We start from the raw sequence: 13,685 nt of genomic DNA, 5'->3' as shown, positions 1-13,685 counted from the left end.
GGATCCTCGTCAATATCCGCGCTGGGCTTGCCACCAGGCATCGAGGTTGCCGCCGCCGCCGGCGATTTGCTTCAGCAGCTGGGTCTGTTCGGCCAGCATGGAGCTCTGCTGCTCGAGGATGTTGGCGGTCGCTTCGCTGTTTTTCGCGATCGCCTTCTCGAACGGGTTTTCGGTGCCGGTACCGGTGTTGGCGTTCTGCTTGTCGATCGCGCTGATCGCCTGCTCGGTGAGCTTGGTGATCATGTCGTACTGGGCGAAATACTCTTTGGTCGAGCCGTTGATGTCCCGCTCGATCTGCAGGAAGGTCTGGGCGGCCTCCTGGAACTTGGCGGTGTCGACGTTCTTGCCGGCGTTGATGTCAGTGATGAACGGATCCAGCGCGGCCCGCGCATTGGCCTGCTGCTCGCGCAGCGACAGGGGCGAATTGCTGCCTGCCTTCAGCGACTGCAGGAAGTCCTTCAGCGCATCGGTGGCGACGCCGGCCGCCTTGACCGCCTCGTCGCGCTGCAGTTTGTAAAGCTGCTCGAGCTGCCGCATTTCCTCGTCGGTTGCGCCGGCTTCCTTGGCGATCTTCACCAGCTGCTTGAACTTGAGGTTTACCTCGTCCAGCGCGGCGCCGACCGGGTCGGTGTAGCGCTTCAGATCCTTGAACGCCTGTTCGAAGCTCAGCGCCTTACTCAGGCCGGTCTCGATATCTCCAGCCTCTCTCAGCAGCTTCTGGGTGCCTTCGCGGACGCCCTTGATCGCGCCGTCCTGCAGGGCGTTGAGCACCGCTAGCCGCATGGCCGTCTCCGGATCCTCGCCATCGTAAAGCAGCTCGATTCCCGGTGTGCGTGACGGGTGCTTGTTCCCGACCGCATTGGTCGCGGTGCCGGCGACGCGGTAATAGCTCCCCCGCTGACCGAAGCTCACCGCATACTGGCCCACTTCCGCACCCAACTGGTCGGCGATGCGCTGGATGTTCTGCTGCAGACCCTTGGACATGCCCGTGAGGGAATCGATGACGCCGGCGTCCTTGGTCCCGGAGATGACGGGGTTCGTTGTGTTGGCGGTCACGATGGTCGAGCCCATCGGCGTCTTCTTGAACAGCCCGCCGATCACGCCGCCAAGCAGCCCGCCGGCGATCGATCCCAGCGGCCCTGCTATCGAGCCGAGGGTCTTTCCGAGCACGTCTGTCAGCGGCTTCTCAAGGCGCTTGCCAATCTCCCCGCCGATCGCTCCACCGAATGCACCGCCAAGGCTGTTGCCGCCGGCCATGCGCGCGGTCGCCGCACCCACGCTGGCATTGCCGCTGATCTCGCGAAGCGTCGCCTTGCTCTTGTCGGAAAGGCTATCCCATTTGCCCATCGCCAGCTCTGCAGCTGTCTTGGCAATCGACCCCATGCCGATCCGCTCAAACCGTTCCCAGATTGAGTCCACGCCGTTATTGAACAGATCCTCGAACTCGGTTGCGAGCCGACCAAGCTCCTCATTGGCCTTGTCGACGCGGATGCCGACATCGACCGAGATTTCGTTGGCCAGATCCTTGAGTTCTGCCTGGAGGCGGCGCTTGTCGATCGCCTGCTGCAATGGCGCGAGCTGCTGCGGCGTGGCTGTCGGAAACTGGCGGACGATGCGCAGATACTCGGCTGCTGCCTCGGCAGCATGTTCGCCATGCCGCGCGCGGATCTCCTCCAGGCGCGCGGATTCCTCCATGTGCTTGAGCTCTTCGTCCAGCTCCTTCTGCAGCCGGCGGCCTGGCGCATTGGTGATGAGATCGCGGGCCTTCTCGATCTGGTCCAGTAGCTGCTCGAAATTCGGTGGCTTCTTGAGCGCGAAATCGTTGGCCAAGTCATCGAGCTCACGCAGCGCGCGCTGGGTCTGCTGCAGCTCGCTCGGCATGTCGGTGAAACGGTCGGTGATGTTGGCGATCCGCTTCGCTGCGTCCTCGCCGCGTTCGGCCAGGCGCTGCGTTGCAGCTGCCGCGTTTCGCACCGCCGGCGTCTTCTTGTTGAGTGCCTCGATCTCACGGTCGTGCGCTTTGGCCACGGCCGTACTTGCCGCAGCGTAGTGCTCCTGCCGGATGATGCCCAGCTGGTACTGCTGATCCAGCATGTCCTGCGCAGCCTGCCGGCGTTCATCCGCCGCCTTTCGAGGATCTGTTTGCGCGTCGATCTGTCGCCGAAGCACAGGGATCTCGGTTTGACGGAGCAGCTTTTCTGCCTTCGTCTGTGCGCTCGCTAGGTCCTTGATCTGCTTATCGACATTGCCCATCGACTGGCGAAGGGCGAACTGAGCAGAGTCGGCACCGATGCCGCCGGTCAAGGCAGCGAAGTTGGACTGTTCTGTTGCCTTCAGCGATTCGAGGGTTGCGATTGCCTGCTCGCGCTGTGCCTTCGCCGCTTCGACTGCCCGAGCGGCATTGCGAACGGCCTGTTCCTCCATCGCTCTCGCACTCACCAGCTGCTTACGCTGGGCTGCCTCGAGCTCATCGATCGCGGCGACGAGGTCGCGCACGCTCATGCTCTGGAAGTCGATAGCCTGGGTCAGATCGAGAGCGCCTTTGCGCGCTTCCTCCGCTGCGTCGCCCGAGCTCAACAGCCCTTCGACCAACATCCCCACCATGGGAATGGCAACGCCAAGAGCGACGCCAAAGCCGCCACCCAAGAATCGGGTGAACTTGCCAAACTTCGTATTGGCGCTCTCCGCGCCATTCCCCATCATCTGCAGCGCGCCGATCAGCTGCGGCAACTGCTGGGAGGCCGCGCGGATCGCGCTCGTCCCGCCGGCAACCTGCACCCAAAAATCCTGCAATTGGAAGCCGACCTGCTGAAGGCCATTGCGCTGCGCACCGGAGGCTTGCGCCATATCGCGCTGCGCGTCCGCAGTCTGGCCCAGCTCTGCCTGCAGCAGCTCCAGAGCCTGGACTTCCTCGCGGGCGGCACGCGCTTGTCGCTCATATTTGCTCGCGACATTTTGCGCGGCGGCGATCTCCAGCTGCTGGGCTCGCGTCACCACGCCGCTGGCCCGGTTGAGGGTTTCCTTCGCGGCCGCTAAGGCGCGCGCCTGGGCGGCCTGCTGCTCCATGGCTACGGCCCCTGCGCGAAGGCCGGGCAGATCGAGGTCGAGGATTCCGGCGTCGGGCGTGACCTTCAGTGCGCGCTTGAAGGTGTTCTCGATCTTCCGCTCGACGGCGCGCAGGCCGGGATCGAGCGCGCGATCGAGCTTGGCGCCTGCTTCGGCGCCGGCGGCCTCCATTGCTGGGCCGAGCCCGGCAGTCAGCTTCTTGACGCTGGAGGACAGCGCCTCGCCATTCAGCTGCAGGCGCCCATTAATGTCGAACTGCATGGGGCCTCCGGATCAGCTCTCGCGCGTGCCATCGATGGCGGTGCGCAGGCGGTTCATGCGCCGCGTGAAATTGTCGCGGAGCATGCGGCCGCGTCGCTCGACGGCCGGTTCGATCGAGAATTTGTTGGCAAAGCGATGGGCTGGGATGAGGATGAATATCGGCAGGGTTTCGGTTGCGGCCCCACTGTAGGCTCCGCCCTGTCGGCGTGATGTAGCAGCGCGGGATCCCCGCCCGTTGCGGGCGCGATAGCGGTGTTCGGCCACAAGAAGCGAGGGCTTGCCCCCGCCGCGGTAGACAAAGACGAGCCGTTGGCCATTGCGCCGCTCCCATTCGCCCGGCGAGAGATCCCGGGAGCGAGTATTGACGCCGGCATGCTCGGTGGGGATCGCGAGATAGAATCCGCCCTTGGACCTGTTGACGCCAGCCTGCGACCAGAAGGTCATCGCCCCCCTGGTGCGGGACCCGCCGTTGACGAACACCTCGCCCGCCGGCGAGGCAGCGAGGCGGGATCCGCGCGGGAAGATGGCGCTCTTCCATGCCCGCCAGAGATTGCCGCCGGCAGCTTCGCGTGTAAGGCCCTCCAGGTCCCGTTCGAGGCCCCGCGTCTCGCCGCGGACCGCGGCTGTTGCCTGAGTAAGGATTGCACGCACGACCAGGTCAGCCGAACGGTCGATCTCACGCTGATCTAGCCTGAGTTCGATCGAGGGCATGGGCTCAATCCTTCGTCGCGGTCATGTCATCGAGAGCCGCGAAACAGTCCATCAGGGCCGCTGGCTGTTCCTGCCATCCGCCGGCGCAGGGGAGGGGTGCCGCGCCGCGCATGCCGAACGGCCCGAAGGCGGTCTGCATGCGGGCACGAAGCCACAGGTCCACTACGAACAGCGCCCAGCGCGGGACCGTCAGTCGGGGGTTTTCGGCGTAATGCTGTCCGTCGATGACCCATCCGCCGGGGTATCTGCGCCCGAATTCGAAGTCGCCGGGTCGTCGGCGGATTTCGAGGGCGCATCGGAGTTTTTTCGTTCGACCGCTCCATGCTGTAGGCGCCAGGCCTGTGCGCCGGCGGCCCGCAGGGTGGTGGACGGGATGCCGGCGAGCGAATCGAGCTCGACCAGTCTGTCGATGCCGCGCTTGAAGGGCGTCGCGATATTCTCCCACCCGATGCAGAAGCGCCGGAAGGCGACAATCGGGATCATCTGGCTGCGGCGCTGCTGCTGGGCGAGCAACAGCTTGTATGGCGGCCAGTGGAGCGCGAGCAGCGCCAGGGCCTCGGACAGGACTGCCTGGTCGCGGTCACTGATCGTTTCGCCACTATGGGCGGTCTGGGCGAGCAGGATGAGCTCCTCGCTGCCTTCGCCGCCCAGCTCGCGCAGACCCGTGACACAGGCGTCCTCGAGCTCCCACGGCCAGACCGTGCCGGCCAGGTGTTCGCTCGCCAGCTCGGCTTCCATGAGCTCGCGCTCGAGGACGTTGCCGGCGCGCAGCAGAAAGACGGGCGGCTTCTCCTCCTGCTTGAGCCACTCGGGGGTGTAGCGCAGGGCGGCAGAGGCCGCAGTCGATGTCACAATCGTCATGAGATCACCAGAAACAGAGGATAAAGTCGCCGTCGCGGCCGTTGCTATCCTTGCCCGGCGTCGTCATTGCGCGACGCTCTTGGAAGGTGCGCAGGGATCCGCTGGTCCCGGGCTGCGCGCCCACTGGCGTGAGCTGGGGAAGCGTTACGGCCCACCGATTGTTAGCGCTGCCCATGGCGCGGATAACGCCATTGTAGACGGCCGAGCTCTGGATTTCGGACAGGATGTCGCGCGTTGCGACCAGCGTCGCTTTCGGATCGCACTCGAGGCGACCGGTGCGCTTGCCCAGGATCGACGGGCCAAAGCCATAATTGGAGTTCGGGTCGCCGGGCGATTCCTGTTCGGCCTGCAGGTTGATCGACCAGCGGTCGATCGGCAAGCCCTTGCGGTTCATGAGGAAGGCCGGATTAGGCTGGTTGACCCCCTGCACAAGCATGGGCGCGGCATGTGCGGCCACCGAAACAACCGGCACCGCGGCATCCGTGCGCCCGGCGAACACGCCCATGAGCTTGACGGTCATGAAGCCCGGCTTGGCGGTGTCGCCACCCCATTCCTGGACAATGCCGCGGCACCCGACGAACTTGAGCAGCACGCCGTCCTCGTAAAGATAGAGAGTGCCGGAGGGATGGTCCGTAAGCCGTGCGGCCGCGTCAGCCGGAGAGGTGCCGGCGTAGGTCCAGTTCGGCGGGATCGCGGCCTGCGTGGTTGTGGTCAGCGGCGTGTCGAACGTGTCGACCAACGTCGCGACTTTGCCACTCGTGTAATCGGCGATCAGGGTCGTGCGGCCGTCACCGGGTCCGCCGGAGAGGACCAGCGGCATGCCGCGATAGAGCTGCGCGGTGCCGGTATAGCCCGTGCCCAGTGTGGCACTGGTCGCGCTGCCGGCGATCAAGGCTGCCGCCGCGATCGCGGCCTGGAACACGCCGCGCAGGCCACACGAGGCCAGCAGATCATGGTGCGGCGGCTTTACGCTCGCCGTGTATGCAGCTGCTGCGCCCTTCATCCGGAAGCGGATCGTTACCTCGGCCGGCTGCCCGACGATCAACGGCGCGCCACTGACCAGACTGCCGGTGGCTTCGTTGCTCTGCTCCTCGGTAAACGGCGTGTTGTAGCTGAAGCCATCGGCCTCGAAGGGAAAGGCGTTCGCGGCGGTCGGGCCTGCGTCAACGCCCTCGGTGGCTTCCAGCTTGAACAGCATCACGCTGTTGGCCGGACGGATCGTCTGGTCCATGTCGGTGTCTCGCTTCTGGTCGGAGGGTCAGGTTGCGGTCGGGTCGCCGCGGCGGGTCGGGAATGTGATGAGGAAGTCGATCGAGAAGGCGAGGCGGTGGGTGCTGCCGAGCGGCACGCGATTGATCCGCATGTCGCCTTCCTCGATGTCCTCGATCAGCAGCGAGGCGTCGGCCATCGCAAAGATCGCTGTCACGGTTGCGGCATAGAGAGCATTGAGGCGGGTGAGCGCGGCGCGGCCGCCGGCGTCCTCGACAAAGCCTTCGATGCTGAGCGTCATGCCTTGGCGTTGCGTCCCGGTTTCGGTGCGCTGGTCAGGCCGCTGCCCGTCATCGTAAATGTGGAGCGCATCGAACTGCATCGGATCGCCGCTCGGCATGACTTCGATCTCGGCGGCCTTGCCTTGCAGGCACGCCTCCGCAGCGGTCATGATCTGGTCGCGAATGGCGATCATGCGGCCGCCACCGATAGGACCCACGCGCCGACGCTGTCGTCCTTGCCGCGATCGATCACGGCCCAGCGTCCCGTGGAGTGGACAATCAGGTCGCCCTTGGCCGGGGTGCCGGGCAGATCGACAAACTGGATCTCGAAAGAGACATGTCGGGCCGTGGCGCCGGCGCCCGTGAACGTGTCGGCCGGCACGTCGCTATGGATGCCGGTGATCGGCTTCTCCGCGACGCCCGCGCCGGTGTAGATGATGGGATCGGCCATCGTGCGATGAATGGTCGCCAGACCGGCGGTTGGCAGGCCCATGGCGATCTCCTCGCTGGCGGAAGACGAACGGCGCCGATCGGACGATGCGCCGCCGCCTAGTCGTAATGGCGTCAGGCGATCTGGCCGGTGAGCAGCGCGAAGCCGTTGGTGTCGCCGGAGGCCGCCACCGCCAGCGCGGCGCCGACGAGTGTATTGCCCGAGGCCGTCTTGGTCAGCACCTTGTTGGTGCTGTCCCAATACAGCTTGTCACCAATTGCCCAGGCCGCGCCGGTAGCCTTGGGGAGCGTGATTGCGCCGCGGCGCTTGCCTTGAACGAGGTCACCAGACTTTGCAGTGGCGAGGGCAACGGCAAAAAGCGCGCCGACGAGGAAGGCCCCGCCGGACGCGACGTCATAAGGCGCCGGGACTTCGATCGTCTCGGCATCCTGCACGAAATTCTTCATGACGGTGTCTCCATCAATATGAGGGGAATGAAATCAGCGGCCAGTGAAGCTGGTCGCTGATCAATCGAGCCGTCCGATCAGGCGCCCGGGTTCTTGTCGAGGCCGCGCCAGTCGATGGTGGAGGCCGCGAAGTCGAGGCTGGCCTTGAACTCCATGCCATCGACGGTGAAGCCCGGCCGGGAGCTCAGCTGCACGCCCTCGGCGCCGTCGAGATACGTGTACTCGATCGTGTCGACCGCGGTGTTGCTCGCAGCGAGATACCAGGCCGTGGTGCTGACCCCATCGAGAACCGCGTCGATGACGGGTTCCACCGACGTGCGGCCACCGGCACGGAATTCATTCGTGTCCGCTGCCTTCGCCGGGACATATTGCGCGCTGGTGTACTGATAGGCCTTCTGCTCCTGCGTCGCCGGCGCGATGAGATAGGCAGGCGCCAGATTGAGCTCCTCCTTCTGCATACCCTTCTGCAGACGCATACGGGTGCGGCCGGCACCGAGCGTCGTCTCCGAGATCGCGGCGCCAGCGGCGGCGAGATTGCCATGGTCGGCATGGAACAGTGGGGTTCCGTCGTTCATGACCGGATTGGCCGTCAGCTGCGCGTAGACAGTGCGGTTCTCGAGCCGCGCGGCCGCTGCAGCGTAACCGACGGTGATCCGCTCGAGCGCGCGCAGATCGTCGTTCACGAGCAGCTGACGCGACACGCCGATAATGCGACCGTAGGTCAGCAGGCCATAGCTGGTCTTGCCATCCGAGGCGGTGCCGTACTTGAACTCGCCCGCTTCGTTGGTCCGCAGCAGTTCGGGCATGGCCGACATTTGCACGACGTCGACCTTGCGGAAGTCAGGCGCATTCGGCGCCCGGCGCGCCCAGATGCGATAGGTCGGCTGATTCTCCTCATAGGCCATGCGCAGCCGGCGACGGAGCGTCTCGCCCATCAGTGCCGAGAAATCGCTGGTGGTGTGAAGCGAGCGCTCGACAATCTCGAGGCGGGAGAGCCCGCGCGTGTTCACGCCGGACTGTGCGAGGATCTCCTCCGCCATGCGATACATGGACAGACCACGGAACTCGCGGCCGGCCTCACTCAGTTGCGCGTTGGGCGCCATCTGATGGACGAGGCTGTCGGTCATCGCACGCACCATCGTTACGCCGCTGCCCGCGCGGGCAGGCACGCGGCCGTTGGTCTGTGCGCCGGCGTCGCGCGCCACGAAGCGCTCGCCAAGCTCGGCCATGAGAGCCGCGCGAGTGAACGGCGTCGCGACATGCGCATCGACCAGGGCGGTCTGTGCGTCGGCATCGAGGCCGGCATTGCGGCACAGCGTCAGGACGGTCGCCGAGGTAAGGACGGCCGAGCGCTGCAATTCGGGAGCCGGTGCGCCGGCGTCATCCTCGTTGCTGCGCTCCTGGTTGGTGTTGCTCTGATTGCCCTGGTCGCCGCCCTCCGGCGCGTTGCGGGTCTGGTCGTTCTGATTGGCCGGCTCGTTACCGGCCTGCGAGTTGCGTGCAGGCATGGATTCGTTCTCCACGGTGGGTGCCGGCGAAATGCGGCGGAAGGTGCAGGGGGAGCCGCCCTGCGCGGTTGTCTGGCTTCGCGACTGGGCGCCGTGATCGAACGGCACCGGCACGAAGCTGATCTCGGAGGGTTCCCAGTCGATCGCCCGGTAGAGCGCGCGCTGGCCGTCGCGCTCGGTGATCTCGTAGGTGTGAACGATGTAGCCGACCGAGACGTTGCGGATGATGCCGGCGGCAATATCGGCGACGATCCCGGCAACTTCCTGCCGATCGGACAGCCGCAGCGTGGCGATGCCTAAGCCGTTCTCCATGCGGGCACTGCCCGGAACCACCACGCCGATCTGGTCGCTGAGCTGGTAACGGGCGTGCGTGTTGAGCACAGGGGCGCCGTTGTTGAGCCGCTCGAGGCGAACATTGGCCGGCTCGGTCGCGAGCTCCTCGTCGATAAACTCCCAGCGATTCCAGTCGAACCGCGCGCCCCGCGCCCCGGTGGTGAAGACCACCTCGATCGTCCGCTCGGCCTCGTTCCAGGTGTCGGTCCGGAGCTGAAGCTCCCGAGTGACCATCGGGATATCGTGGGTGCGCGTCTCCTGCGCCGGCACGGGATCCGCGCCAGTATTGCGTTGGGACATGTCGGTCCTTTCCGGGGGTCAGGCGGCCTTTTTGCCGCTGTCCTGATTGTTCTCGCTGTTGGCGCTGGCCTGGTTGGGTGCGGCCTTCCGGGGGTCGCCGTCGAAATGGACGCCGGGACCGAGCGCGTTGTCGGCTGCCGCCAGATCCTGGGAGAGCTGTTCCAGGAATTCGAGGTAGTCGTAGCCATTGGCCTCGACCAACTGACTGGGCGTGGTCTTACCCAGGCGAAGGTCGAGAAGGTCGCCCTGAGCGTCCTTGTACTTATCGACCGAGACGAACCCGGGCGGCGTCCAGCGCATGCTGAAATCCTGCGCGGGCAAAAGCCCGGCTGCCATGCTCGCCTCCCGGAACCGCACGCCGATCGGCTTGCAGGCACGATGAATCATGATGTGCCACTGTTTGCGCTCCATGCGGCGACGGAAGCCATGGCCGCCGGCGCGCCAGCTCGAATAATTCACGCGGCTGAAGTCGCCCGTCACATGCTCATACATCACGCCGGCGCCAGCGGCGATTTCGCGCAGATAGAGCGTCGCGAACTCCTCCACCCCCTGCGAACTGCCTGGCGTGCTGACAGTGACTTCTTCGCCATCGCGCAGGCGATAGAGCATCCCAGGCTCGAACTTCTCGGCGAGCTTGCCAGGTCGCACACCTTCGGTCTGTGTGCCGATCGGCCCGTCCGCGCCATCGAGGCCCGGCTTGATGAAGGCCGCCAGGCAACTCTCGATCCGCTTGCGGACCAGTTCCGCATCGAAATAGCCGCGCAGATCGTGCAGCGGCATAACCGCCGGCGCCAGCAACGGCATTCCGCGATCCTGCCCCGGCCGCAGCTTGTCATAGAGATACACGATCTCGCTCGCCGGAATCCGCTCGCTGGTCATGGCGCGGCTGCGCCAGCTCGCCATGTTCCCCGGGTGGCCCGGGTAGAGCCACCATGCACGAACGCGCCCCTCACTGTCGTATTCGATACCGCGGTCGATATAGCCGTCCGCCAGCATGGTCGTTTTCGTGACGTCGATCAGATCGGGCTCGAGCAGCTGGAGCTTGAGCGGCGTGCGGGTCGTGCTGGCGTCGAAACGCTGCCGGCGGAACCGAATGATCGCTGCGCCCGATTCCGCCATGGCTTTGCAGGCCAGCCAGAGCAGCCCGTCGAGATCGTGATCACTGTCAAAGTCGCACTCGTCCTTGAAGGCGGTCCAGAGGCCCGCGACGATCTTCTGGTTGCGCTTGGACAGCCCGGTCGGTGCGCCAACGATACCGGTCCCGACAACATTGTCCGCGAACGTGTCGAGGATCTGCACCGCATAGCCGCTATTGCGCGCGAGCTCCCGGCAACGGTTGCGCACAGTCTCCTCGGCCGCGCCGATCTCGGTGTTGGCGTCGGTCCCACCCGCCTTCCAGCTCATGGTGCGATGATCGCGCCGTGCAGCATCATAAGCCCGGGTGGCGAGCTGCAGCGCTGCGCGCGCGCGGACACGCCGCAACGCCGAGGTGGGTGAAATCCACCCAATTGAGCGATCGAGCCAGTTCACGTCAGAACCCTGCCACGCTGGTGCGGCTCGCCGGGCGGCCAGCGGACGATGAAGCGGCGATGTCCTCCTGCGCCATGCGGAGAATCCGCTGCATTTCGTCGAGCGTCCGGTACTGGATCTCGCGGCCGTCAGGATAGCGCACGCGCGTGGCGCCGGTCGCGATCGCTGATTTGAGGGCGTCGATATCGCTCTGCTGCAAGGCCATGCTCAAATCCTAAAGCCAGCTGCCGCCGTCAGAGCGGCCGCCGTTGATCCAGTCGCTGCCTTGTTGGGCCTGCGCTGGAGGGTTTTCAGTCGGTTGGGCCGGCTGTTCGGCCGGCTTTGCTTGCGGGACTGCGCCCGGCTCGCTGATCTGGCCGCGAACCCTTGCCCAGTGTCGGGCTGTCCATCGATCGATACCGACCGCATAGGCCGCTGCGCGGGCATAGACCCGCATGTCGATCGCCTCGTTGCGGGTGCCGCTGGTGATTTGCCACTCGAGCCGGCCGAAACCGGATCTGCTCTTCACCCTGACCAGCTGCTCGGCGACCAGCTGCTTGATCCAGGTCTCGTTCGTGCCCTGCGGCAGGTGGATGTAACCAGACGGGTGCGGTTGTCCGTCCACCGGAGCATCAAGGTTCAGCCAGGCATAGGTCTCGGACTTGAACACCGAGACTGCGATCGTCCAGAGCTGCACGCCGCGGCGTAGCTTCCGGCCGTTGACCGTGGCATCCACCCAGGTCGGGCCGGTGACTGGCGATGAACTGTCGAACTTGCCGGTGCCCTTGATCGCCATGACGAGGCGCGGATATTTTCGTGCCCAGGCATAGACGGTGGTGGTCGAATAACCGTCGCCAGTGTCGATCGCCCAGCGCAGCGGCCGCAAGCGGCGTCCGGAGGCGGTTTCCCACTCGCGCCCGAGCAGCGCGTTCATTTCCTCCCAGATCTCGGCCTTCGCCGGATCGCCATCGATGACGATGTGGTCGACCAGGGCGCTTTCGAGGCCAGGCCCCCAGGCCCAGATATCGCACTCGATGCGATTGCGCTGAATGTCGATGCCGGCGGTAATGGCGCCGGCCCATTCCGGGACCTGTTCCAACACCAGCTCCCTCGATCGACGGTCGTAGAGCCTTTGCCAGTCCGGGGCCTCGCCCTTTTCCTGCCATGTCTCGCCGAGCGCGGTGTTGGTCCACGTCTTCAGCGTTTCCGGGTTGCCCTTGGCATCCAGAAAGGCCTTCACCGTGTCGGCCAGCTTCACCCAAGAGGAGTAAGCCTCCCAAATATGGAAGCCTGCGATGCCGTTGAACGGTGCCGTTGCCCGCCATTCGCCCCTGCGGACCGATTCCCAACGTTCGGCGTCGGTCCAGTGGTGCTGGCAGAGCTCGCCCGTCTCAGGATCTGCAGCCGCGCATTCGTAATAGGCGGTCTCGTGCAGGTGTTTGCCTGCCTCGTCCTTCTCCCATTTGACCTGCGACCAGCTGAGCCGCTGTTTCGTGCCGCATTTGGGGCACGGGATGAAGTAATAGCGCTTGTCGGACAGCTCGAAGGCTGCCTCGATCCGACTGGCGCCGGCGACGGTCGGGGTCGATCCAGCGAGGCGCTTGCGATTCCAGAACGTCGTGGTGCGCTTGAAGGCGAGGCTGAGTGGGTCGCCTTCGGCGCCGGCCGATGCCGGGTAACGGTCAACCTCATCCGCCAGCACCACCCGGATCGGACGCGAAGCGAGCGAAGCCGGGCTGTTGGCACCGGCGATCGTGCAATGACCGCCGGCGAACTTCTTGTGCAGGATGGTGTTGCCACTATCCCGCGCCTTGCTGTCCGAAATCTTTGCCGTCAGGCACGGCGTGTCCCGGATCATCGGTGCGAGCCGGTCTTTCGACCATGCCTCGCCCATTTCCAGCGTCGGCTGCATGACCAGCATCGGCGCCGGATCCTGGTCGACGAAATAGCCGACCACGTTTCCGATGATTTCGGTCCACCCAACCTGGGCGGACTTCATCACGACGATGTCCTGGATCAGCGGATCGCTGACCGCATCCATGATCCCGCGCTGGAACTCCGCGCGGGACGTGTCCCATTTACCCGGCTCGGCGCTTGCTTCGGCGCTGAGTTGCCGGTTTGTGTCCGCCCACTGGCTGACCGTCAGTTTCGGCGGCGGCGTCAGGACCGGCCACCAGGTCGCCACCGTGGCCGCCATCGCCGCGCTCGCCACCACCATCGACGTGATGGTCGGGATCAGCGGTGGCGATTTTCGTCGACGCGAGCTCGAGGAGCGCTTCATGCACCAGCTCCGTCAGCTTGTCCTGCACGGCTGCGATCGTCGGCTTGGCATGGACGAGAGGGGCGCACTTGGCGGGCAGGCTGAGCAGTTTCGCCCGCACGCGGGCAAAGGCGGATTGAACAGCGCTCGAGACTTCATGGCGCCGCAGCAGCTGCTTCCTCATTTCCTGCGCCTTGGCCTCGGCAATGTCGGCCTGGGCGCGGAGGATGCGCGCTTCGTTGACCTCCTTCTCCTTCGGCTTGCCGGCGCCGACCTGATAACTTGTCCAGGCCTGGACCCATTCGGTCAGCGTGGCGCCATCGCCGGGCAATTCGCCTTCAGCGCGGAGGTTGGCGATCCATCGGGAGGATTTTCCCACCAATTTGGCAACTTCATTCAAAGTTGGCCGATATTCAGCCAAAATCATGAGTTTAGCGCCCTAGGATGATGAAGTAGGGAAAATCCCTGTATCTAGAAAACTCCCGCGCC

General features: G+C 65.2%; 12 protein-coding genes. All 12 read right to left on the bottom strand.

Going from position 1 to position 13,685, the window contains the following annotated elements:
• Positions 1-9 precede the first annotated feature (9 nt).
• A complete protein-coding gene (locus tag M2336_RS14095; protein WP_264593141.1) occupies positions 10-3,327 on the bottom strand; it encodes a hypothetical protein in 3,318 nt (1,105 codons plus the stop codon).
• Between the two features lie 12 nt (positions 3,328-3,339).
• Positions 3,340-4,038: a DUF6441 family protein gene (locus tag M2336_RS14090; RefSeq protein ID WP_264593140.1), complete on the bottom strand. Its 699-nt coding sequence runs from the start codon at positions 4,036-4,038 to the stop codon at positions 3,340-3,342.
• Between the two features lie 189 nt (positions 4,039-4,227).
• Positions 4,228-4,899: a hypothetical protein gene (locus M2336_RS14085; protein WP_264593139.1), complete on the bottom strand. Its 672-nt coding sequence runs from the start codon at positions 4,897-4,899 to the stop codon at positions 4,228-4,230.
• 4 nt (positions 4,900-4,903) lie between these two features.
• Positions 4,904-6,130 carry a hypothetical protein gene (locus M2336_RS14080; RefSeq protein ID WP_264593138.1) on the bottom strand — a complete coding sequence of 409 codons (1,227 nt, stop codon included), beginning with the start codon at positions 6,128-6,130 and terminating at the stop codon, positions 4,904-4,906.
• Positions 6,131-6,157: 27 nt separating this feature from the next.
• Positions 6,158-6,583 (bottom strand): hypothetical protein, encoded by a 426-nt coding sequence (locus M2336_RS14075; RefSeq protein WP_264593137.1) that lies wholly within the window; start codon positions 6,581-6,583, stop codon positions 6,158-6,160.
• The gene (locus tag M2336_RS14070) at positions 6,580-6,882 is read right to left on the bottom strand and encodes a hypothetical protein (protein ID WP_264593136.1); all 303 of its coding nucleotides are present in this window, start codon (positions 6,880-6,882) and stop codon (positions 6,580-6,582) included. The genes M2336_RS14075 and M2336_RS14070 overlap by 4 nt, the downstream gene beginning before the upstream one ends.
• Before the next feature lie 71 nt (positions 6,883-6,953).
• Positions 6,954-7,286 (bottom strand): DUF2190 family protein, encoded by a 333-nt coding sequence (locus tag M2336_RS14065; protein ID WP_264593135.1) that lies wholly within the window; start codon positions 7,284-7,286, stop codon positions 6,954-6,956.
• A 77-nt stretch (positions 7,287-7,363) separates the two neighbouring features.
• On the bottom strand, positions 7,364-9,427 hold the full coding sequence (locus M2336_RS14060; protein WP_264593134.1) for a prohead protease/major capsid protein fusion protein: 2,064 nt from the start codon (positions 9,425-9,427) through the stop codon (positions 7,364-7,366).
• An 18-nt stretch (positions 9,428-9,445) separates the two neighbouring features.
• On the bottom strand, positions 9,446-10,957 hold the full coding sequence (locus tag M2336_RS14055) for a phage portal protein (protein WP_264593133.1): 1,512 nt from the start codon (positions 10,955-10,957) through the stop codon (positions 9,446-9,448).
• Position 10,958: 1 nt separating this feature from the next.
• Positions 10,959-11,162, bottom strand: coding sequence for a phage head-tail joining protein (locus M2336_RS14050; RefSeq protein WP_264593132.1), 204 nt, complete (start codon positions 11,160-11,162; stop codon positions 10,959-10,961).
• A 9-nt stretch (positions 11,163-11,171) separates the two neighbouring features.
• Positions 11,172-13,133, bottom strand: a complete 1,962-nt coding sequence (locus tag M2336_RS14045) for a phage terminase large subunit family protein (protein WP_264593131.1) — start codon at positions 13,131-13,133, stop codon at positions 11,172-11,174.
• A complete protein-coding gene (locus M2336_RS14040) occupies positions 13,015-13,623 on the bottom strand; it encodes a hypothetical protein (RefSeq protein ID WP_264593130.1) in 609 nt (202 codons plus the stop codon). The genes M2336_RS14045 and M2336_RS14040 overlap by 119 nt, the downstream gene beginning before the upstream one ends.
• Between the last annotated feature and the right edge of the window lie 62 nt (positions 13,624-13,685).

The organism is Sphingobium sp. B1D7B (assembly GCF_025961965.1).
GTDB lineage: Bacteria > Pseudomonadota > Alphaproteobacteria > Sphingomonadales > Sphingomonadaceae > Sphingobium.
This window is presented reverse-complemented; position numbering and strand designations above follow the sequence as displayed.